The sequence below is a fragment of the Enterobacter sp. 120016 genome (assembly GCF_018383635.1).
GTDB lineage: Bacteria > Pseudomonadota > Gammaproteobacteria > Enterobacterales > Enterobacteriaceae > Enterobacter > Enterobacter asburiae_D.
Genome location: NZ_JAHAWC010000016.1, coordinates 65531 through 85950 on the forward strand (window position 1 = coordinate 65531; position 20420 = coordinate 85950).

The 20420-nt window shown below is 56.3% G+C and carries 20 protein-coding genes; 8 read left to right on the forward strand and 12 right to left on the reverse strand.

Features of this window, described 5'->3' with window-relative positions; translation table 11 throughout:
* Positions 1 to 196 precede the first annotated feature (196 nt).
* The gene (locus tag KIF87_RS19005) at positions 197 to 997 is read left to right on the forward strand and encodes a glycosyltransferase family 2 protein (RefSeq protein WP_213330125.1); all 801 of its coding nucleotides are present in this window, start codon (positions 197 to 199) and stop codon (positions 995 to 997) included.
* A 3-nt stretch (positions 998 to 1000) separates the two neighbouring features.
* Here the strand turns inward: KIF87_RS19005 and KIF87_RS19010 are convergent, their stop codons facing one another.
* Genes KIF87_RS19010 through gpmM form a run of 3 tightly spaced genes read right to left on the reverse strand, consistent with a single transcriptional unit; the run spans position 1001 to position 4774 of the window.
* The gene (locus KIF87_RS19010) at positions 1001 to 1933 is read right to left on the reverse strand and encodes a divergent polysaccharide deacetylase family protein (protein WP_213330127.1); all 933 of its coding nucleotides are present in this window, start codon (positions 1931 to 1933) and stop codon (positions 1001 to 1003) included.
* A gap of 3 nt (positions 1934 to 1936) precedes the next feature.
* A complete protein-coding gene (gene envC, locus KIF87_RS19015; protein ID WP_229231479.1) occupies positions 1937 to 3196 on the reverse strand; it encodes a murein hydrolase activator EnvC in 1260 nt (419 codons plus the stop codon).
* A gap of 33 nt (positions 3197 to 3229) precedes the next feature.
* Positions 3230 to 4774 (reverse strand): 2,3-bisphosphoglycerate-independent phosphoglycerate mutase, encoded by a 1545-nt coding sequence (gene gpmM / locus KIF87_RS19020; RefSeq protein WP_213330129.1) that lies wholly within the window; start codon positions 4772 to 4774, stop codon positions 3230 to 3232.
* Between the two features lie 247 nt (positions 4775 to 5021).
* Here gpmM and KIF87_RS19025 point away from each other — a divergent pair, with 247 nt between their 5' ends.
* The 5 genes from KIF87_RS19025 (at position 5022) to cysE (ending at position 8131) form a co-directional block, all read left to right on the forward strand.
* Positions 5022 to 5453 carry a rhodanese-like domain-containing protein gene (locus KIF87_RS19025; protein WP_023309913.1) on the forward strand — a complete coding sequence of 144 codons (432 nt, stop codon included), beginning with the start codon at positions 5022 to 5024 and terminating at the stop codon, positions 5451 to 5453.
* A gap of 11 nt (positions 5454 to 5464) precedes the next feature.
* A complete protein-coding gene (gene grxC, locus KIF87_RS19030; RefSeq protein ID WP_023309914.1) occupies positions 5465 to 5716 on the forward strand; it encodes a glutaredoxin 3 in 252 nt (83 codons plus the stop codon).
* A gap of 32 nt (positions 5717 to 5748) precedes the next feature.
* The gene (secB, locus tag KIF87_RS19035; RefSeq protein ID WP_003860835.1) at positions 5749 to 6216 is read left to right on the forward strand and encodes a protein-export chaperone SecB; all 468 of its coding nucleotides are present in this window, start codon (positions 5749 to 5751) and stop codon (positions 6214 to 6216) included.
* Positions 6216 to 7235 carry an NAD(P)H-dependent glycerol-3-phosphate dehydrogenase gene (gene gpsA, locus KIF87_RS19040; protein WP_023309915.1) on the forward strand — a complete coding sequence of 340 codons (1020 nt, stop codon included), beginning with the start codon at positions 6216 to 6218 and terminating at the stop codon, positions 7233 to 7235. The genes secB and gpsA overlap by 1 nt, the downstream gene beginning before the upstream one ends.
* A gap of 74 nt (positions 7236 to 7309) precedes the next feature.
* Entirely contained in the window at positions 7310 to 8131 is an 822-nt protein-coding gene (gene cysE / locus KIF87_RS19045; protein ID WP_008502718.1) for a serine O-acetyltransferase, read from the forward strand.
* On the opposite strand, the gene trmL is transcribed toward cysE, so the two are convergent.
* The 9 genes from trmL to KIF87_RS19090 form a co-directional block, all read right to left on the reverse strand.
* Positions 8128 to 8601, reverse strand: coding sequence for a tRNA (uridine(34)/cytosine(34)/5-carboxymethylaminomethyluridine(34)-2'-O)-methyltransferase TrmL (trmL, locus tag KIF87_RS19050; RefSeq protein ID WP_033147028.1), 474 nt, complete (start codon positions 8599 to 8601; stop codon positions 8128 to 8130). The genes cysE and trmL overlap by 4 nt on opposite strands.
* Positions 8602 to 8646: 45 nt before the next feature.
* On the reverse strand, positions 8647 to 9987 hold the full coding sequence (locus tag KIF87_RS19055; RefSeq protein WP_133550814.1) for an MFS transporter: 1341 nt from the start codon (positions 9985 to 9987) through the stop codon (positions 8647 to 8649).
* 183 nt (positions 9988 to 10170) lie between these two features.
* Positions 10171 to 11358, reverse strand: a complete 1188-nt coding sequence (lldD, locus tag KIF87_RS19060; protein ID WP_023309918.1) for a quinone-dependent L-lactate dehydrogenase — start codon at positions 11356 to 11358, stop codon at positions 10171 to 10173.
* Entirely contained in the window at positions 11355 to 12128 is a 774-nt protein-coding gene (gene lldR / locus KIF87_RS19065) for a transcriptional regulator LldR (RefSeq protein ID WP_121426006.1), read from the reverse strand. The genes lldD and lldR overlap by 4 nt, the downstream gene beginning before the upstream one ends.
* The gene (gene lldP / locus KIF87_RS19070; RefSeq protein ID WP_213330131.1) at positions 12125 to 13780 is read right to left on the reverse strand and encodes an L-lactate permease; all 1656 of its coding nucleotides are present in this window, start codon (positions 13778 to 13780) and stop codon (positions 12125 to 12127) included. Before lldP ends, lldR begins: the two co-directional genes overlap by 4 nt.
* Positions 13781 to 14051: 271 nt before the next feature.
* Positions 14052 to 14414 carry a YibL family ribosome-associated protein gene (locus KIF87_RS19075; RefSeq protein WP_063145475.1) on the reverse strand — a complete coding sequence of 121 codons (363 nt, stop codon included), beginning with the start codon at positions 14412 to 14414 and terminating at the stop codon, positions 14052 to 14054.
* 58 nt (positions 14415 to 14472) lie between these two features.
* Positions 14473 to 15063, reverse strand: a complete 591-nt coding sequence (gene mtlR, locus KIF87_RS19080) for a mannitol operon repressor MtlR (protein WP_038417732.1) — start codon at positions 15061 to 15063, stop codon at positions 14473 to 14475.
* Entirely contained in the window at positions 15060 to 16208 is a 1149-nt protein-coding gene (mtlD, locus tag KIF87_RS19085; protein ID WP_196350873.1) for a mannitol-1-phosphate 5-dehydrogenase, read from the reverse strand. Before mtlD ends, mtlR begins: the two co-directional genes overlap by 4 nt.
* A 102-nt stretch (positions 16209 to 16310) precedes the next feature.
* Complete coding sequence (locus KIF87_RS19090; RefSeq protein WP_213330133.1) at positions 16311 to 18218, reverse strand: PTS mannitol transporter subunit IICBA; 1908 nt, start codon at positions 18216 to 18218, stop codon at positions 16311 to 16313.
* Positions 18219 to 18874: 656 nt separating this feature from the next.
* Here KIF87_RS19090 and KIF87_RS19095 point away from each other — a divergent pair.
* Both KIF87_RS19095 and KIF87_RS19100 read left to right on the forward strand, forming a co-directional pair.
* A complete protein-coding gene (locus tag KIF87_RS19095; protein ID WP_024906600.1) occupies positions 18875 to 19231 on the forward strand; it encodes a DUF3302 domain-containing protein in 357 nt (118 codons plus the stop codon).
* 2 nt (positions 19232 to 19233) lie between these two features.
* On the forward strand, positions 19234 to 20370 hold the full coding sequence (locus KIF87_RS19100) for an HlyD family secretion protein (protein ID WP_213330135.1): 1137 nt from the start codon (positions 19234 to 19236) through the stop codon (positions 20368 to 20370).
* Positions 20371 to 20420: the final 50 nt, after the last annotated feature.

Sequence of the window (20420 nt, forward strand, 5' to 3'; positions counted from 1 at the left end):
CGTGTGCTACCCTTCATCTGACTGCATTATAAAGAATCTGCTGAAATAAAATAGATTTTTCTATTTTATGGCGCTTCAGGATTAGACAAAATTTCAAGCGTGCTTATTTGGAAAGTGTGATTCTGGACTTTAATCGTCTCTACTCATTTATATAGTATTAATAATATTAATTTAGGCTGCTATTGAGAGTGGAAAAATGTTTAAAATAACGGTCTGCTTATTAACGTTTAATTCTGAAAGATTATTGCACGATGTTATCCCGCCTCTTTTAAAAATAGCGGATGAAGTTGTCGTGGTCGATTCCGGCAGTACGGACAAAACACGATATATTTGTGAGAGCTTTGGACTGCTACCCGTCTATAAAAAATTTGGCTGGCATGGCGAGCAGATGAACCATGCCATATCCTTAGCCAGCCATGACTGGGTCCTGTGCATTGACAGCGACGAAATTCTTGACCAGGAAACGGTCAATGCCGTTTTAACGTTAAAAGCAGGTGATGAGCCAGACCCCGGAATGGCATGGCGAATATGCCGCCATTGGTTTGTTCTGGGGGAAGAGGTCCGGACGATCTATCCTGTTTCATCACCTGATTATCCTGTGCGTCTTTTTAACCGTAAACAGTCCCGGTTTAATAACAGGCCGGTAGACGATCAGGTCGAAGGTTTTCTCCGTTGTGCGCGTATTCCGGGCTATGTAAAACATGATACGTTTCCCACGCTGCATGAGCTTTTTAACAAATTAAACTGTTATTCAACCCGCCTGGTTCAGCATCAAAAAATACGGCCCTCAATTGGACGCGGCGTAATCAGCGACATCGGCGCTTTTTTCAAATGGTATCTGTTTAGCGGCGCCTGGCGTAAGGGCAAAGTGGGGGTGGCGACAGGACTGTATGCCACAGCCTATAGCTTTTTGAAGTATTTCAAATCCTGGTATCAACATCAGGAAAAAAAAGAGCCCGTTGCCAACGAGCAGACGGACTCTCAGATTGCGAAATAAGCGTCAGGCTTTCTTGCCCCATCCCTGCCACTGCTGCTGGACGTATTTCACCAGCGTGCTGTTGCTGATGCTGTCTCCGATGACGGAGAAGAAGCGGGTCGCATAGACCGGTTCAAGCGGTTGCTTCGGTGCACAGCGCTTCACGCCGCGGAACGGATTACGCGGCGCTGTCGGGACGGGCTGCGCAGAATTCGGTGTGGAGGTATCCACCTGCGGCTCGTTCAGCAGATCGCTCGGACGCACCAGCGTGATATCGGCAGGCAAGGTCGGCAGCATTTGCTGCAGGACGCGAACGGTAGACGGGTGCGGGTGACCGATGGCAATCGCTGAGCCATTGCGGCGGGCCAGCTGTACCGCGCGATTAAACTGCGTGCGGATATCGGCTTCGTTCTGGGTATCGTCCAGGAACACCTTACGCTTAATCACCTTTACACCCGTTCCCTGAGCGGCACGCATCGCCTGGCTGTTGCCGATGGTCATGCTGTCGAGGAAGTAGAGGTTGTAGCGTTCCAGCGCCTGCATCACTTTGAGCATCCCGTACAGGCTTGATGTCATCGCGCTGCCCATATGGTTGTTCAGCCCTACGGCATACGGCACTTTGTTGTAGGCGTCGCGGATAATGCGCTCGATCTCCTCGCTGCTCATATCCGGGCGCAGGGTATCTTTTTCCAGCGGCTGCTTGCTGAGCGGAGCCATGGGCAGGTGGATCAGCACCTGATGACCGCTGCTGTGGGCTTTGGTCGCCATCTCACGCGCGTGGGGGGCATTCGGAAGGACGGCGACAGAGATGGCCGACGGCATCGCCAGCACCTGATTTTCATAGTGTGGACGATAACCGAAGTCATCAATCACGATAGCGAGTTTACCTGCATATACCGGTGCAGCCAGCGCCAGCGCGCTGACGACGGAGAAAACCATTCGACGAAATTGAAGCAAAACTTATCTTCCCAACCACGGCTGTGGATTGACCGCCTGACCCTGGCGACGAATTTCGAAATAGAGTGACGGGCGGCCCTGACCGCCACTGCTGCCCACAAGGGCGATGGGTTGGCCGGCGCGCACCTGCGTGCCGACGCTGACCAGCGCGCTCTGGTTGTAGCCGTAAAGGCTCATGTCACCTTTACCGTGTTCGACCACCACCACCAGTCCGTAACCCTGCAGCCAGTCGGCCAGAATTACGCGGCCATCGGCTATGGCTTTCACTTCGCTACCTTCAGACGCACCGATAACGATCCCTTTCCAACGTAGCTCACCCTGCAGCTGTTCGCCATAGCGATGCAGAATTGAACCGCGAACGGGCCAGAAAGCCTGACCGCGAGGAGAGCCCAAACCGCCGGTACGCGACATCAGAGAACGTTCGCTCTCGCTTGGCTTGTAGGTGGTCCCTTTGCGGGACGCTTCCTGCTGCTTGTCGCGAACGGCCTGCGCCTCGCGCGCCTCTTTTTCGGCGCGCGCTTTCGCCGCCGCTTCCGCACGGGCGATGCTGTTACGCAGTTTTGATTCGTTGGCGCGCATTTCGCTCAGCTGGCTCTGACCTTCCTGAATGGAGGATTCAAGGCCGGAAAGGGTTTTCTTACGCTCGTTGCGAGCCTGCTCAAGCTTCGCCTGCTGGGCCTGCTGATCGTAGAGCAGCGTCTGCTGCTGGCTCTGCTTCTCTTCCAGCTCGGCTTTTTGCGTGGAGACCTCTTCGCGTGTCTGCTTCAGCTGCGCGATAGTCTCCTGACGCGCCTGGTTGAGATAGCCAAAGTAGGCCTGCAGGCGCTGGCCGCGCTGGCTCTCTTCACCGCTGAGGATCAGCTGGAGACCGGTATGTTCACCCTGGCGGAATGCGGCATCAAGCTGTGCGGCAAGATTGCGCTCCTGCGCATCACGCTGGCGCTCGAGTTTGGCAATCGACGCGTTCATCTCGTCGATCTGTTTATTCAACTGGGCGAGGGTATTTTGCGTTTCTCGGAGTTTGCGCGTGGCGGCGGAGATCGCCTCTTCCTGCTGCTTAAGCTGGGCGAGGAGGGCGGAGCGCTGCTGCTGCTGCTGGCGTACCGCACGCTCTTTGGCGGCGATATCGGCCTGAATGGATTTCAGCTGGTCGCGGTCATCCGCGTGGGCGGATGCGGCGCACAGCAATACGCCAGCGCTGAGTGCGCTGGCGTAAAACAGAGGTCTGACTGATAACCTAAGCGGCTTCACGACCCATGTGATTGAAAAAATCGCCTTTCCCCTCATGGGGAGCGATTATTCCACGATGAACAGCGGCTTACCAGTCATCTCTTCAGGGATCGGCATACCCATCAGCGTCAACATGGTTGGCGCGATGTCGGAAAGCTTGCCGCCTTCCACTGCTTTCAGTGATTTATCACCTACATAAATCAGCGGAACAGGCAGGTTGGTATGAGCCGTGTGCGCCTGGCCGGTCGCCGGGTCGCGCATCTGTTCAGCGTTACCGTGGTCAGCGGTGATCAGCAGCTGGCCGCCAACGGATTCAACCGCTTTTGCTACCTGCTCAACACAGTTGTCCAGCGCTTCAACCGCTTTCACTGCCGCTTCCATCACCCCGGTATGCCCCACCATGTCGCCGTTCGGGTAGTTACAGATGATGGTGTCGTACTTACCGCTCTCGATGGCCGCAACCAGTTTTTCCGTCAGTTCGGCAGAGCTCATTTCTGGCTGCAGATCGTAGGTGGCCACTTTCGGGGAGTTGATCAGAATGCGGTCTTCGCCTTTGAACGGCTCTTCAACGCCGCCGTTAAAGAAGAAGGTCACGTGTGCATATTTTTCAGTTTCGGAAATACGCAGCTGCGTTTTGTCGTTCTTCGCCATCCACTCGCCGAAGGTGTTTGCCAGCGATGCTGGTGGATACGCGCAAGGCGCTTTGATGTCTGCCGCGTATTCAGTCAGCTGGATGAAATCGAGGTTTACCACTTTCTTGCGGGCAAAACCGTCGAAGTCGCTGTTGACGAACGCGCGGGTGATTTCACGCGCGCGGTCAGCGCGGAAGTTCATGAAGATCAGCGCGTCGCCATCTTCCATGGCGGCATCAGCCTGGCCTTCAGCACGGATCACGGACGCTTTCACGAATTCGTCGTTTTCATCACGTGCATAAGCCGCTTCCAGGGCTTCAACGGCGGTCGCGAACTGGAACTCACCTTTTGCCAGGGTCATCAGGTCATAGGCCTGTTCAACGCGATCCCAGCGGTTGTCGCGGTCCATTGCGTAGTAACGGCCGATGATGGACGCTACGCGGCCTTTACCCAGCGCGGCGAATTTCTCTTCGAAGGCTTGCAGAGAGCCTTTTGCGCTGCGTGGTGGCGTATCGCGACCGTCCAGGAAGGCGTGCAGATAGATTTTTTCCGCACCGCGCTCGGCGGCCAGTTCAACCATCGCCATGATGTGATCTTCGTGGCTGTGAACGCCGCCCGCAGAGAGCAGGCCCATGATGTGTACGGCCTTGCCCGCGGCAACGGCTTTATCGACCGCGCCAGCCAGCGTTGGGTTGGAGAAGAAGGTGCGTTCTTTGATTTCAACGTCCAGACGCGTCAGATCCTGATACACAATACGCCCGGCGCCCAGGTTTACGTGACCGACTTCGGAGTTGCCCATCTGGCGGTCCGGCAGGCCTACTTCCAGGCCAGACGCGTCAATCAGCGTATGCGGACGTTTTGCCCACAGCGCATCCATGACCGGGGTTTTGGCGTTGAAAATAGCGTTATCCTGGCTGTCTTCACGGTAGCCATAGCCATCCAGAATCACCAGTACCATAGGTTTTTTAGAAACCGACATTGCGACAACCTCATGCTCAAGAGTCAAAATTTGCGTAATTTTACTACAGCTGAATCGATCAAATAGCCGCAGAAGATCAAAGAAAGCGCAGGGGCAAGGTGCTGACCAGACCATTTTGAGGCATTTTTTTAGGTGGCATGCCGCAGAAAATGGATTAGGTTATGGTCGCTGGCTGTATTTGCCAGAACGCACAGGTATACTCCTGTCCTGGTTTTTTTTATCACTTAGTCGGGAGTAGTTACCCTCCATGCAAGAAATTATGCAATTCGTTAGCCGCCATCCGGTTCTGAGCATCGCGTGGATTGGCCTGCTGGCTGCTGTGCTGTTCACCACATTTAAGAGCCTGACGTCTAAAATTAAGGTTATCACCCGTGGTGAAGCGACGCGTCTGATTAACAAAGAAGATGCCGTCGTGGTCGATCTGCGTCAGCGTGACGATTTCCGTAAAGGTCACATTGCGGGCGCAATCAACCTGTTGCCAGCTGAAATCAAAGCGAACAACGTCGGTGAGCTTGAGAAACACAAAGCCCAGCCGATTATCGTTGTCGATGCGACCGGCATGCAGGCACAGGAATCTGCCAGCGCGCTTCATAAAGCAGGCTTCGAAAACGTAACGGTGCTGAAAGAAGGTATTTCCGGCTGGAGCGGGGAAAATCTTCCTTTGGTTCGCGGTAAATAAGGAGTTCAGTCATGGCCAATATTGAGATCTATACCAAAGCGACGTGCCCGTTCTGTCATCGTGCGAAAGCGCTGCTGAACAGCAAAGGCGTCACGTTCCAGGAACTGCCAATTGACGGTGACGCGATTAAACGCGAAGAGATGATCAAACGTAGTGGTCGTACGACGGTTCCGCAGATTTTTATTGATGCGCAGCACATTGGCGGCTGTGATGACTTGTATGCGCTCGACGCCCGTGGTGGACTCGATCCGCTGCTGAGCTAAGAGACTTTAGGACAATTAAAAAGGGTATTTCCATGTCAGAACAAAACAACACCGAAATGACTTTCCAGATCCAGCGTATCTACACCAAGGACGTCTCTTTCGAAGCGCCAAATGCGCCACATGTTTTCCAGAAAGATTGGCAGCCAGAGGTTAAACTTGATCTGGATACCGCATCTACCCAACTGGCAGATGACGTGTATGAAGTCGTGCTGCGTGTGACCGTTACCGCGTCTCTGGGCGAAGAAACTGCATTCCTGTGTGAAGTACAGCAGGGCGGCATCTTCTCTATCGGCGGTATCGAAGGCAACCAGATGGCGCATTGCCTGGGTGCGTACTGCCCGAACATTCTGTTCCCGTATGCGCGTGAATGCATCACCAGCCTGGTTTCCCGCGGTACATTCCCGCAACTGAACCTTGCGCCAGTTAACTTTGATGCGCTGTTCATGAACTATCTGCAGCAGCAAGCTGGCGAAGGTGCTGAACAACATCAGGATGCCTGATGAGCACTGTTAATGCGTCAATGACTGTGATCGGTGCCGGCTCATACGGCACCGCTCTTGCCATCACGCTGGCAAGAAATGGTCACGAAGTGGTTCTCTGGGGCCACGATCCAAAACATATCGCAACGCTGCAACGCGACCGTTGTAACGTGGCGTTTCTTCCGGACGTTCCGTTCCCTGACTCCCTGCACCTTGAAAGCGACCTTGCGACCGCGCTGGCGGCCAGCCGCAACATTCTGATTGTGGTCCCGAGCCATGTATTTGGCGACGTGCTCCGTCAGATTAAGCCGCTGATGCGACCGGATGCGCGCATTGTCTGGGCGACAAAAGGACTGGAAGCCGAAACCGGACGCCTGCTGCAGGACGTTGCCCGCGAAGCGCTGGGTGATGAGATCCCACTGGCGGTCATCTCCGGCCCGACCTTTGCCAAAGAGCTGGCTGCTGGCCTGCCGACGGCGATTTCGCTGGCCTCCACCGATCAGGCCTTCTCCGACGATCTTCAACAGCTGCTGCACTGCGGCAAGAGCTTCCGCGTCTACAGCAACCCCGATTTTATCGGCGTGCAGCTGGGCGGTGCGGTGAAGAACGTGATTGCGATTGGTGCTGGGATGTCAGACGGCATTGGCTTTGGTGCCAATGCGCGTACGGCGCTGATCACCCGAGGGTTGACCGAAATGTCCCGCCTGGGCGAAGCGCTGGGCGCCGATCCGGCCACCTTTATGGGAATGGCTGGCCTGGGCGACCTGGTGCTGACCTGTACCGACAACCAGTCTCGTAACCGCCGCTTTGGCATGATGCTCGGACAGGGCAGCGATGTAAAAGGCGCGCAGGAGAAGATTGGTCAGGTGGTTGAAGGCTACCGCAATACCAAAGAAGTCCGCGAGTTGGCGCACCGTTTCGGTGTCGAAATGCCAATAACCGAGGAAATTTATCAGGTATTGTATTGCGGAAAAAATGCGCGCGAGGCAGCATTGACCTTATTAGGTCGTGCGCGCAAGGACGAGCGCAGCAGTAACTAGTCGGAACCGTTGTCACCTGAATGACCCAGCCAGCGCAGAACTGGCTGGTCATTAACTATCGTCTGGAGTAAGCAATGCCGTGTGAAGAACTGGATATCGTCTGGAACAATATTAAAGCCGAAGCCCGGGCGCTGGCCGACTGCGAGCCTATGCTGGCCAGTTTCTACCACGCGACGCTACTCAAGCACGAAAATCTCGGCAGCGCGCTGAGCTATATGCTCGCCAACAAGCTGGCTTCCTCGATCATGCCTGCTATCGCCATCCGTGAAGTGGTGGAAGAGGCTTACGCCGCAGACCCGGAAATGATCGCCTCTGCCGCCTGCGATATCCAGGCCGTGCGCACGCGTGACCCGGCGGTCGATAAATATTCTACGCCGCTGCTGTACCTGAAAGGCTTCCATGCCCTGCAGGCTTACCGCATCGGCCACTGGCTGTGGAATGAAGGCCGCCGCGCGCTGGCGATCTTCCTGCAAAACCAGGTTTCCGTGACGTTCCAGGTCGATATTCACCCGGCGGCAAAGATTGGTCGTGGGATCATGCTCGACCACGCCACCGGGATTGTCGTCGGGGAAACGGCGGTCATTGAGGATGATGTCTCGATCCTGCAGTCGGTTACCCTGGGCGGTACCGGTAAAACCAGCGGCGATCGCCATCCGAAAATTCGTGAAGGGGTGATGATTGGCGCGGGTGCCAAAATCCTCGGCAATATCGAAGTCGGGCGCGGCGCGAAGATCGGCGCAGGCTCCGTGGTGCTCCAGCCTGTGCCACCGCATACTACTGCCGCTGGCGTACCGGCGCGCATCGTCGGTAAACCAGACAGCGATAAGCCGTCCATGGACATGGATCAGCACTTCAACGGCATTCACCATACCTTCGAGTATGGTGACGGCATTTAGCTTCTGAGAATGGCGCCCGGGTAACCCAGCTGGCGCCAGGCTTCATACACCACCACCGACACCGCGTTCGACAGGTTCATGCTGCGGCTGTCCGGCATCATCGGAATACGGATTTTCTGCTCGGCGGGCAGGGCATCCAGGATCGTGGCCGGCAGGCCGCGGGTTTCCGGGCCAAACATCAGATAGTCACCTGCCTGATAGCTCACGGCGCTATGCGCTGGCGTGCCTTTGGTAGTCAGGGCGAACATGCGCTGCGGCTTCTCTGCTTCCAGAAACGCGGCGTAATCGTGATGGCGAACGACGGCGGTAAATTCATGATAATCCAGCCCTGCGCGACGCAGACGTTTGTCGTCCCACGTAAAGCCCATCGGCTCAATGATATGCAGACGAAAACCGGTGTTCGCACACAGGCGGATGATATTGCCGGTATTCGGCGGAATTTCTGGTTCGAATAAAACGATGTTAAGCATGCTGCCCCCTTAATTGCGGGGGCAGAATAGCAGAAAAGAGAGGAACTACGCGACGCCGGGTTCCTGCGAGCGGCTGTACAGCATTTTGTAGACGGTTGCCGCAGCGGCCACCAGAGCGGGCACGCTGAGGATCATTAAAATACTGTCTGCCTGCCACTGCATAGAAAGAAGCTGGGCGCTGGTCATGGTTCCCGCCACGCCGCCAAAGCGGCCGATCCCCTGCATCCAGGCGATGCCCGTCGCGCGGCACTCGGTAGGGTAAAAGGTGGCGGCAAGGGTTTGCATGCCCGACTGCGCGCCGTTCATCGCGATCCCCATCAGGAAAATCAACCCGCCAAACAGGGCGATATGGTTATGCTCAATGCCAAGCAAAAGAATAAGGCCCATCGTCAGCACGAAACCACACGCGACCACCCTGTGCGCTTCCCAGCGGTCCATCATCCAGCCCGCGAGCAGAATGCCTGCGGTGCCGCCGAAGGTGAACAGCGAGGTGAGCCAGGCGGATTCCGCCAGCGCATAACCCATCCCCTGCATTAGCGTTGGCATCCAGCTCAGCAGGACGTAGTAAATGACCAGGCCCATAAAATAGGTCACCCACAGCATCAGGGTGCCTGGCAGCCAGGGCATGGAAAACAGCTGCGACACGCTCCCTTTTTTAGACGCGACTTTCTCCTCCGCGAGGAAAAAGCCCGTGACGCTATCCAGCGTGCTGCGGGCGAACCGGCTGGCGATGCGGCGGACCTGCATGACGTCCTTCCCACGCTGCACCAGAAACTTCACGGACTCCGGTAAAAACAGCGCCAGCAGCAGCGTTAAAATCAGCGGAGCAATCGCCCCGGTCAGCAGCACGCTTCGCCAGCCGTGGTGGGGGATAAGCCAGGAAGAGATCGCGCCGCCGCCCGCCGCGCCCAGAGGGAAGCCGCAGTACATGGTATTAATCGCCATGGCGCGACAGCGCTGGGGGGCAAACTCGGAGATCAGCGTGATGGCATTAGGCATTGCGGCGCCGAGGCCCAGGCCCGTCAGAAAGCGCCACAGCGTCAGGGTATTCAGACTTTGCGCCCAGGCCGTTCCCAGGCTCGCAAGGCCGAAGAACAGGCACGAAAAGACCAGCACCCGCTTGCGCCCCATCCGGTCAGACACCGGACCGGCAATCAGCGCGCCCAGCGACAGCCCCAGCAGCGCTGCGCTCAGCACCGGCCCCAGATCCTGTTTGTGTATCCCCCATTCTGCCGACAGCGTAGGCGCGATGTAACCCATCGCTGCCGTATCAAAACCATCGATCGCCAGAACCAGAAAGCCCAGTACAATGAGCAGCCAGTGAAACCCTGAAAAGGGGCTCTCATCGATCACCTGCTGAATATCCACCTTACCTGAATACGCCATACGCTCCACTCCGATCTGATGTTGTTTTTGTGTTCTTGTATTTGCTTGTCTATACAATTGCGGGCGGCGGGTGGATGTCAAATTTTCTTATCCAATATGTTATCTGGATGTTATTTTTGGCATAAAAAAGCGCCCGAGGGGGAGATCGGGCGCATGAAAAAGGGGGGGGTTAACCGGAGAGGATCAGGCCGCGTTTCCCTGAGCAAGGGGAGCCAGCGCCGCCGGTAATTTGCTTAACTCCTGCACCAGGGAATCCCTACTGATTTCACCGATCGTTTTCGCGCCGGTCAGCGTCATCGCCACCTTCATCTCTTTTTCGATCAGGTTGAGCAGATTCGCCACGCCCGCCTGGCCCGCCGTCGCCAGCGCATACAGATACGCACGCCCCAGCAGTACGCTGTCGGCGCCCAGCGCAATCATTCGCACCACGTCCAGCCCGTTGCGGATGCCGCTGTCGGCCAGGATGGCAATATCGCCTTTCACCGCATCGGCGATGGCCGGCAGGGCGCGTGCGGAGGAGAGCACCCCGTCAAGCTGGCGTCCGCCGTGGTTAGAGACCACAATCCCGTCTGCGCCAAAGCGTACCGCGTCGCGGGCATCTTCCGGATCGAGGATCCCTTTGATCACCATCGGGCCATCCCAGAACTCGCGGATCCATTCCAGGTCCTTCCACGAGATCGACGGATCGAAGTTGTTCGCCAGCCAGCCGATGTAATCCTCCAGCCCGGTCGGTTTACCGAGGTAAGCCGAGATATTCCCGAGGTCGTGAGGCCGACCGTTCAGGCCGACATCCCACGCCCACTGCGGGTGGGTCACGGCCTGCCAGTAACGACGGAGCGCAGCGTTCGGGCCGCTCATGCCGGAGTGGGCATCACGATAGCGCGCGCCGGGGGTCGGCATATCGACGGTAAAGACCAGCGTGGAGCAGCCCGCCGCTTTGGCGCGCTCGAGCGCGTTACGCATAAAGCCGCGATCCCGCAGGACGTACAGCTGGAACCACATCGGGCGCTTGATGGTCGGGGCGACCTCTTCAATCGGGCAGACGGACACGGTGGAAAGGGTAAATGGAATGCCTTTGGCATCCGCCGCAGCGGCGGCCTGCACTTCGCCACGGCGGGCATACATCCCGCATAAGCCTACAGGCGCGAGCGCCACCGGCATGGAGAGCGTTTCGTTGAACAGCTTCGTCTCAAGGCTCAGGTCAGACATATTCTTCAGCACGCGCTGGCGCAGAGCCACCTCCGACAGATCTTCCACGTTGCGGCGCAGGGTGTATTCGGCATACGCCCCGCCGTCGATGTAGTGGAACAGGAACGGGGGCAAAATGCGCTGCGCCGCGGCGCGATAGTCACTGGCTGCTGAAATAATCATGCTTTGTTCTCCCTGGAAATATCACTGTCGCCAGGCAGACGGGTAATACGCGCCTGTCGGGCCTGGTCTTCATCGAATCGTTTAATGGTGGTGTGCACGAAGCCGAGATGCGCCATCATCGCTTTGCGTGCGGCCTCGGCATCACCGGCCAGAATGGCCTTGAGCACCGCCTCGTGCTGTTCGGTCAGTTGGGCAAACACCGGCGGAACCAGATACATGCGCTGGCGGCTCTGTTTAACGGAGGATTGCAGCAGGTCGAAGAACCCGCGCATGGTCTGGAGCAGCACCACATTGTGCGACGCCTCGGCAATCGCCAGGTGAAAACGCACGTCCGCCTGTGAGGCGATATCCGGGTCGCTGCTCTGCGTGGCCTCAAAGCAGGCGATGAGTTTCTCTTTGTCGGCGTCGGTTGCCCGCATGGCCGCGTGCCAGGCGGTACTGGTTTCGATGGCGTGACGTGCTTCAAGGATGTCGAAGCTGTAGTCCGGGTCGTTCTCCATCAGCGTCTTCAGCGGCTGAACGATGTTTTGCTCGGACCAGTCGTCATGCTGCCAGCGCACAAAGGTGCCGCCGCCGCGACGGCTCAGCAGCACCCCTTCGCTGACCAGCGTCGCCAGCGCCTCGCGCAGTGAATTGCGCGACACGCCAAGCTGGGCGGCGAGCTGGCGTTCGGCGGGCAGCTTCATGCCCGCTTCCAGCTGTTGTTCTTCAATCAGCGCCCGCACGCGAGAGGCAATCTCGTCGGACAGGCGTCTGGGCATCACTATCATGGGATCATCCAGGTTAAGACATAGGCCTGCAGGGTGGTGATCACCCCCACCATGCAGGTGAATATCAGGCTGTGTTTCACGGTAAAGCGGAACAGATCCGACTCTTTACCGACCAGTCCCACCGCCGCACAGGCAATGGCGATGGATTGTGGAGAGATCATTTTCCCGGTCACGCCGCCGGTGGTATTCGCGGCCACCAGCAGGACGTCCGACACGCCAATCTGCTGGGCTGCCGTTGCCTGCAGGGCGGCAAACAGGGCGTTAGACGAGGTATCGGAACCGGTCAGGAACACCCCCAGCCAGCCGAGGAACGGCGAGAAGAAGGTGAAGGCGTGGCTGGTATGTGCCAGCGCCAGCGCCAGCGTCGATGACAGGCCGGAGTAGTTCGAGATAAACGCGAACGCCAGCACCATGCCGATGGAGTAAATCGGCAGCATCAGCTCTTTAATGGTCGCCGCAAAGGTTTGCACCGCGGCCGCAGGCTTCATGCGCAGCCACACCACGGAAAGGAGTGCGGCAAACAGGATGGCGGTACCGGTAGCGGAGAACCAGTCGAATTTATAGACCGCGGCATACGGCGTGGCGGCGTGCACCACCGGCGGCATACGGGCGACCATCTTGTCGAGGAACGGCACGGAAATATTAATCACCATGTCGTACAGCGCCCCGCCCGGCGCGAACAGGGCTTTAAACGGCGGGATGCTCCACAGGGTGACCGTTGCGGTCAGGAACAGGAACGGTGACCAGGCGCGGATCACCTGTCCTGCCGTATAGCCCGTGCGGGCCAGGGTTTGATCAACCTGCGAGGCGCCCATGTCGGTGAAGCGGAAAATACGTACCGGCTGCCAGCGCTTCAGGAACAGCGTCAGACAGACCAGCGACACCAGCGAGGAGATGATATCCGGCAGCTCCGGGCCGAGGAAGTTGGAGCTGAGGTACTGGGCAATGGCGAACGAACCGCCCGCCACCATCACCGCAGGCCAGGTCTCCTTCACGCCGCGCCAGCCGTCCATAATCGCCATGATCCAGAACAGGACGATAATGGTCAGGAAGGGCAGCTGTCGGCCGACCATCTGGCCGATCTCGAAGCTGTCCAGCCCGGTGACCTGTCCGGCCACCAGAATCGGAATACCCATCGCGCCAAACGCCACCGGCGCGGTGTTCACAATCAGACACAGGCCCGCGGCATAGAGCGGGTTAAAGCCCAGACCGACCAGCAGCGCGGCGGTGATCGCCACCGGTGCGCCAAAACCTGCCGCTCCTTCCAGAAACGCCCCGAAGGAGAAGCCGACAATCAGCATCTGCAGGCGCTGGTCCGGCGTGATGGAGAGAATCGACGAGCGGATAATGTCGAACTGCCCGGTTTTCACCGAGATTTTATAGACAAAGACCGCCGCGATGATGATCCACGCAATCGGCCACAGGCCGTAGAAGAAACCGTAGACGACGGAGGCCAGCGCGCGATCGACCGGCATTTTATAGAAGAACAGCGCCACCATCAGGGCGATAGCAACGGTATACGTCGCGGCGAGGTAGCCCTTCAGCTTGAGCTTAATCAGCGCAAAGAAGAAGAACAGGATCGGAAGCGATGCGATCAGGCTCGACAGCCAGATATTACCGGCCGGGTCGTAGTTTTGTTGCCAGAGGCTCATGCAGGTCTCCTGGGGACCAGACAGCCTGCGCTGCGGGTGAGTCTCCGCTCAATTCTGCGTCACAGGTTGTGTAAAAGTGGTCCTGCCAATATTGTGTTGTAGGGTTAATGACAATGAATGGTTAACCAGATGTTATGAGCTAGCAATGGTTTTGTGAGCGGAAATAATGGAATTGTGAACCGGGGGAGGATTGCTTGCGCTATTGGTTGGACCAATTCACGCGAAGGGGAAAAGAGTAGGCCGGGTAAGCGCAGCGCCACCCGGCATGAAATCAGAATGCCGTCTTACAAAATCCCGTCATCTCTTTCAGGCCCATTTCGCGGCCAAGCTCGGTCATCGGGTGTACCACCACCAGACCACGGACGCTTTTCTTCAGCTTGCCCATGTCGGCCTGCTCTTTTTTGGTGATCGCGCGACGGTGCGGCATATCCATCAGCTTCTGCGCTTCTTTGCTCAGCTTCTGGCCTTTCACTTCGCGCAGGCGCTCGATTTCTGTTTCCAGCGTGGCGGCTTCTTTTTCCAGCTCGGCGTACTTCTCGGCGGAATCGACCAGTGACAGGCCAGCCATCTGGTGGCGGATCAGATCCAGGCGGTCGCTCAGGCGTTTAATTTCGTTCTTTTCGACTTCTTTCATGACAAATAACTCTGAAAACGGGGAATTTACAGGGAAGGATACACCAATGTGAGCAGGCTTACTTCTGAAACGCTTTTTTTAAGCTGATTCGGGAAATCAGCTCAGTCAGGGAGAGAACCATGGTGGAACGGACAACCTGTTGATAACGCAGCTTTTGCATCGCGTAGAGCTCAGGGTCGCTGTTATCAAAATGGGGAGCAGGGGGCAGCGCGGTGACGCAGTGCAGCTCGCCGAAGGGCCCCAGGATCTCATCATCGGTAAAGGTGTACTCATTACCGTCATGATTGAGTTCTTCGCGCAGCGCCATTAGCAGCTCCGCATCTTCATACTCTTGCCGGTTCAGCACGCCAAGACCATAAATCAGCTTCAGACGCACGGATAAATCGCCCAGCGGTCCGTCTCCGTCCAGTAACGGTTCTACAGCATATTTTACCGCGTAGTCGTCTTTGCGAAACACCTGAAGCACCAGGATATTCACCGCCTCGGTTAACAGCTCGACGGCGGCAATCAGGAAACTTCGTACGGTTTTGCCAGCATTCAGACGCTCAAGCACACGATTTTCAAAGGCCTGGGTTTGTTCCATTATTGCCTGCATATCTGACAATCTATTATCTGGGCGCAGGTTAACCTGCGCCTCACTGTGCATCATTTGGTTGCGTTGTATGCGTTAACCGCCTCCACAACCACGTCGCTGTTGGCGTCCAGACCGGAAATCTGCGCCAGCGCAGCCTGCGCGCCTTTGTTATCAATCAGCTGAGCCAGTTCCTGCGCCTGTGGGTCCTGTTCGCTGCGGTAGTGCATTGCAGCGGCAATCCCTTTCACCAGGTTGGCGTGCGGCAGGCCGTATTCCAGCGTGCCCAGCAGCGGCTTAATCAGGCGATCGCCCGCGCTCAGTTTGCGCAGAGGCTGACGGCCCACGCGCTCAACGTCATCTTTCAGATACGGGTTTTCAAAGCGACCGAGGATTTTCTGGATGTATGCTGCGTGTTTATCAGCATCAAAACCGTAGCGTTTGATCAGCACCGCGCCGCTCTCTTCCATTGCCCCTTTTACCACCGCGCGGATCTTCTCATCGAGGATCGCGTCACGAATGGTCTGATGACCGGCCAATTTTCCGAGGTACGCGGTTATAGCATGCCCGGTGTTCAGCGTGAAGAGTTTGCGTTCGACAAATGCCATCAGGTTATCGGTTAATTCCATTCCCGGAATGGTCGGCAGGGCGCCTTTAAACTGGGTTTTATCCACGATCCACTCGCTGAAGGTTTCCACGGTCACTTCCAGCGGGTCGTTGGTGGCGGATTCAGACGGCGGAACGATGCGGTCCACGGCGGAATCCACAAACCCGACGTGCGCTTCAACCCAGGCTTTGTCTTCATCCGCAACAGCGTTAAGAACGTGGCCTTTCAGCTGCGTGGTGCCGCGCACCATGTTTTCACAGGCGATAATGTTCAGCGGGGTGTCGATGCCCTGCGCTTTGCGTTTTGCCAGGCCTTTCGCGACCGCAGGAGCGATGCGCTCAAGGACAACCGGGCCTACCGCCGTGGTCACCAGATCGACGCTGGCGATCAGGTCGATAACGTCTTCACCGATGCTGCTGACCGCGTTGACGCCGGATACCGTCTCAACCTGCTCGTTTTCACCGACCACGTGGACCTGATAGCTATGACGCGCATTCAGGGCATCCAGGACAACCTGATTCACATCGGCGAATGTCAGCGTAATGCCCGCGTCTGCCAGCAGTTTACCGATAAAACCACGACCGATATTACCTGCGCCAAAATGTAATGCTTTCATAGTGTTAACCTTCATCAATGTTTTTACCCGAGAGGGCTGGGGTGAGGAACGTTTCCCCTCACCCTAGCCCTCTCCCCATGGGGGGAGAGGGAAGAGTCGCTGCTATTTGTTGAGCAGTGCCAGAACTTCTTCAACGCTTTCAGTCTGTGCCAGACGCTCGATAACAGACTCATCGTCCAGCGCGTTGGTCAGGCTGGTAATCACCTGAATGTGCTCGTTGTTGCGAGCGGCGATACCAATCACCAGACGGGCGATGTCGTCTTCTTCTTCACCGAAGCGCACACCCTGCGGATACTGACAGAATACGACGCCGGTTTTCAGGACGCGATCTTTCGCTTCAACCGTACCGTGCGGCACCGCGATGGATTCGCCCAGGTAGGTTGGCGTCAGTTTTTCGCGTTCCAGCATCGCGTCAACGTATTCAGGCTGCACGTAGCCGCCTTTCACCAGCTGCTCACCGGCAAAGCGAATCGCCTCTTCTTTGGTTGCAGCTGTACGACCGAGGAAGATGTTTTCCGCACCCAGCTTGAAGAGGTGGGCGTTGCTCTCGTCAAAGCTGTCCTGCAGGCTGGAGCGCACTTTCACTTCGTTGTCTTCGTGACGCTGCGCCGCAACCAGACGTTCGGTCAGGCTGGTGTACAGGCCGCTGTCGAGGAAGTTGGTCAGCGAGATGTGCTGTGCCTGCGGCACCTGACGCATGGCGCGTTCAGTCAGGTCGCGGTGCGTGATGACCAGGTCAACATCCGGCGGCAGGCTGTTAATGGCGCTGTTGGTCACGGAGATGTTGGTCAGGCCCGCATCCTGCACTTTCTTACGCAGCACGCCTGCACCCATTGCGCTGGAACCCATACCGGCATCACAGGCAACGATGATTTTACGCACGTGGCTCAGGTCGTTAGACACATCGCCTGCGGTCAGTGGAGTTGCGCCTTTGGATTCGGCTTTCATGTCGTGCATACGACGGGTCGCCGCTTCAATATCGTCGTCCTCTTTCACTTTGCTGGTTTTCAGCAGGATAGAAGAGACCACGAAGGAGACGGCCATGGCCGCACAGATGGCCGCGATGTTCGCGAAGTACGCCCCTTTTGGCGTCATCGCCAGTACCGCCAGGATAGAACCCGGAGAGGCCGGAGACACCAGACCGCCGCCCAGCACGCTCAGGGTGAACACGCCGGTCATACCGCCAAGGATAACGGCCAGGATCAGACGTGGGTTCATCAGCACGTACGGGAAGTAAATTTCGTGAATACCGCCCAGGAAGTGAATGATTGCCGCACCGCCAGCAGACTGCTTCGCGCTGCCGCGACCAAAGAACATGTACGCCAGCAGTACGCCCATACCCGGACCCGGGTTCGCTTCAATCAGGAAGAAGATGGACTTGCCGAGATCGTGAGACTGCTGAATACCCAGCGGCGAGAAGATGCCGTGGTTGATGGCGTTGTTCAGGAACAGGATTTTCGCCGGTTCTACGAAGATAGACGCCAGCGGCAGCATGTCGTGCGCAACCATGAAGTTAACGCCTGCCGCCAGAATTTTGGACAGCACTTCAACCGCAGGGCCAATGCCGAGGAACGCCAGAATCGCGAGGATCATCCCGATGATGCCCGCAGAGAAGTTGTTCACCAGCATTTCGAAGCCGGATTTAATCTTACCATCAACCCAGACGTCGAATTTCTTAATCGCCCAGCCGCCCAGAGGACCGGCAATCATTGCACCGAGGAACATCGGCATATCCGCGCCGACGATAACACCCATGGTCGTGATAGCACCCACTACGCCACCACGGTCACCGCCCACCAGACGACCACCGGTGAAACCGATGAGCAGCGGCAGGAGATAGGTAATCATTGGGCCAACAAGTTTCGCCAGCGTTTCGTTAGGCAACCACCCTGTCGGAATGAACAATGCAGTGATGATACCCCACGCGATAAACGCGCCGATATTTGGCATCACCATGTTGCTGAGGAAACGACCAAAGCTTTGAACTTTGATCTTGAAATCGGATGACATAAAACACCCCTTCTTCTGTTTGCGCTTAGGCTTGCGGCCCGAGGTTTATTGTTAATGAGGCGGCAGAGGTAGCCGGACCCTGTTCTGATGCTGTGAAATCTGGCACTGAATCGTTCAACTGTCCAGACAGCGAAAATTTGTGTGACACATGTCACGTAAATGTAGGGGGTGTGGATATCAATGAGGTGATCTGAATCACAAAACGAATGGACAAAAAAAATACGATGGCGAGAAATAAAGCAAAAACCACCCTTTTCTGTGATGGTGTTCACGTTTTGGTTTTGTGTGTTTGTTTCCGGATTGTGACTGATTTCACAAAATATTTTTATGGAGATTTCTCCGGCTGCGATCGGCGGCAAACTCTGCCTGGCGATTCGGTGCCAGGATGACCTGGCGCGACACGTTAAGCTAAAAAACCACTTTTGATGTGTGGTATGGCGAAAAGTTAAAAGGTGGATTACGCTCATATTGTAAGGTTAAGTCTATTATTATTCAGGATATATTTTGACACGCTTATAAACTTGCATGGAGATATTATAAAAACCCATACTCCCCGGCTCGGAAATAGTAAGCACAACCCCGTGCTTATAAAAATTAATTAGGTTGCATACCATTATATTAATTTAATGAGTTGACGTTGTTTAAGTGAGGAGAATATGTTTCTCAACTATTTTGCGCTGGGCGTATTGATTTTTGTATTTCTGGTTCTCTTTTACGGAATCATCGCAATCCATGACATCCCTTATAATATGGCCAAAAAGCGTAACCATCCCCATGCCGATGCGATTCATACGGCAGGCTGGATTAGCCTTTTTACGCTCCATGCCATCTGGCCGTTCCTGTGGATCTGGGCCACGCTGTACCGTGAAGATCGCGGCTGGGGTATGCAGAACCACATCACAAAGCCTGATGAGGTGCCGGGCATGGATGCGCTCGCCAAACGCGTGGCGGAACTCGAACAAAAGCTGGCCGCGGTAAAGCCTGCTGCTGATAAGAACACGCTGGAGCGCTAATCATGGATCTGTTAATTATTTTGACCTATGTGGCATTTGCCTGGGTGATTTTTAAAATATTCCGTATTCCGGTAAACCAGTGGACGCTTGCCACCGCGACATTAGGCGGGGTGTTTATTGTTGCCGGTCTTATTCTGTTAATGAACTATAACCATCCGTACACCTTTACGGCGCAAAAAGCGGTTATTTCTATTCCGATTACGCCGCAGGTTACCGGGGTGGTCAGTGAAGTGACCGATAAAAATAACCAGCTTATTAAAAAAGGCGAAGTGTTATTTAAACTTGATCCAGGCCGCTACCAGGCGCGCGTCGACAGACTCCAGGCTGACCTGGTGACCGCGACGCACAATATCGACAATCTGAAAGCGCAGCTGGTGGAGGCCGTCGCCAATACGACGCGCGTCTCCGCAGAGCGTGACCGCCTGTATAAAGATTATCAGCGCTACCTGAAAGGCAGCCAGGCGAAGGTGAATCCGTTCTCTGAAAGCGATATCGACAACGCGCGGCAGAACTATCTCGCGCAGGATGCGCTGGTAAAAGGCTCCGTTGCTGAACAGACCCAGATTCAAAGCCAGTTGGACAGCATGGTGAACGGCGAGCAGTCGCAGATTGCCTCCTTACGCGCTCAGCTCGCCGAAGCCAAATACAACCTGGATCAGACCGTGGTACGTGCGCCAAGCGATGGTTACGTCACCCAGGTGCTGATCCGTCCGGGGACGTACGCCGCCGCGCTGCCGTTGCGTCCGGTGATGGTCTTTATTCCTGAACAGAAGCGTCAGATCGTGGCCCAGTTCCGTCAGAACTCGCTGCTGCGTCTGAAGCCGGGCGATGAAGCGGAAGTGGTGTTTAACGCGCTGCCGGGTCAGGTGTTCTCCGGGAAGCTCACCGCGATTCTGCCGGTGGTGCCGGGAGGCTCCTATCAGGCGCAGGGCGCGCTGCAGTCGCTGACGGTGGTGCCGGGAACGGACGGCGTGTTGGGCACTATCGAACTGGATCCGAATGCGGAAGTCGATGCGCTGCCGGACGGTATTTATGCCCAGGTGGCGGTCTACTCGGACCATTTCGCCCACGTCTCGGTGATGCGTAAAGTATTGCTGCGCATGACCAGCTGGATGCACTACCTCTACCTCGATCACTAATTCTTCCAGGGCAGGAATGCGACACGCATACCTGCCCTTTTTTCATCGCT

Coding starts and splice junctions, on each gene's coding strand:
- KIF87_RS19005 (WP_213330125.1), top strand. CDS start 197: ATGTTTAAAATAACGGTCTGCTTATTAACGTTTAATTCTGAAAGATTA.
- gpmM (WP_213330129.1), bottom strand. CDS start 4,774: ATGTCGGTTTCTAAAAAACCTATGGTACTGGTGATTCTGGATGGCTAT.
- KIF87_RS19025 (WP_023309913.1), top strand. CDS start 5,022: ATGCAAGAAATTATGCAATTCGTTAGCCGCCATCCGGTTCTGAGCATC.
- grxC (WP_023309914.1), top strand. CDS start 5,465: ATGGCCAATATTGAGATCTATACCAAAGCGACGTGCCCGTTCTGTCAT.
- secB (WP_003860835.1), top strand. CDS start 5,749: ATGTCAGAACAAAACAACACCGAAATGACTTTCCAGATCCAGCGTATC.
- gpsA (WP_023309915.1), top strand. CDS start 6,216: ATGAGCACTGTTAATGCGTCAATGACTGTGATCGGTGCCGGCTCATAC.
- cysE (WP_008502718.1), top strand. CDS start 7,310: ATGCCGTGTGAAGAACTGGATATCGTCTGGAACAATATTAAAGCCGAA.
- trmL (WP_033147028.1), bottom strand. CDS start 8,601: ATGCTTAACATCGTTTTATTCGAACCAGAAATTCCGCCGAATACCGGC.
- KIF87_RS19055 (WP_133550814.1), bottom strand. CDS start 9,987: ATGGCGTATTCAGGTAAGGTGGATATTCAGCAGGTGATCGATGAGAGC.
- lldD (WP_023309918.1), bottom strand. CDS start 11,358: ATGATTATTTCAGCAGCCAGTGACTATCGCGCCGCGGCGCAGCGCATT.
- lldR (WP_121426006.1), bottom strand. CDS start 12,128: ATGATAGTGATGCCCAGACGCCTGTCCGACGAGATTGCCTCTCGCGTG.
- lldP (WP_213330131.1), bottom strand. CDS start 13,780: ATGAGCCTCTGGCAACAAAACTACGACCCGGCCGGTAATATCTGGCTG.
- KIF87_RS19075 (WP_063145475.1), bottom strand. CDS start 14,414: ATGAAAGAAGTCGAAAAGAACGAAATTAAACGCCTGAGCGACCGCCTG.
- mtlR (WP_038417732.1), bottom strand. CDS start 15,063: ATGATGCACAGTGAGGCGCAGGTTAACCTGCGCCCAGATAATAGATTG.
- mtlD (WP_196350873.1), bottom strand. CDS start 16,208: ATGAAAGCATTACATTTTGGCGCAGGTAATATCGGTCGTGGTTTTATC.
- KIF87_RS19090 (WP_213330133.1), bottom strand. CDS start 18,218: ATGTCATCCGATTTCAAGATCAAAGTTCAAAGCTTTGGTCGTTTCCTC.
- KIF87_RS19095 (WP_024906600.1), top strand. CDS start 18,875: ATGTTTCTCAACTATTTTGCGCTGGGCGTATTGATTTTTGTATTTCTG.
- KIF87_RS19100 (WP_213330135.1), top strand. CDS start 19,234: ATGGATCTGTTAATTATTTTGACCTATGTGGCATTTGCCTGGGTGATT.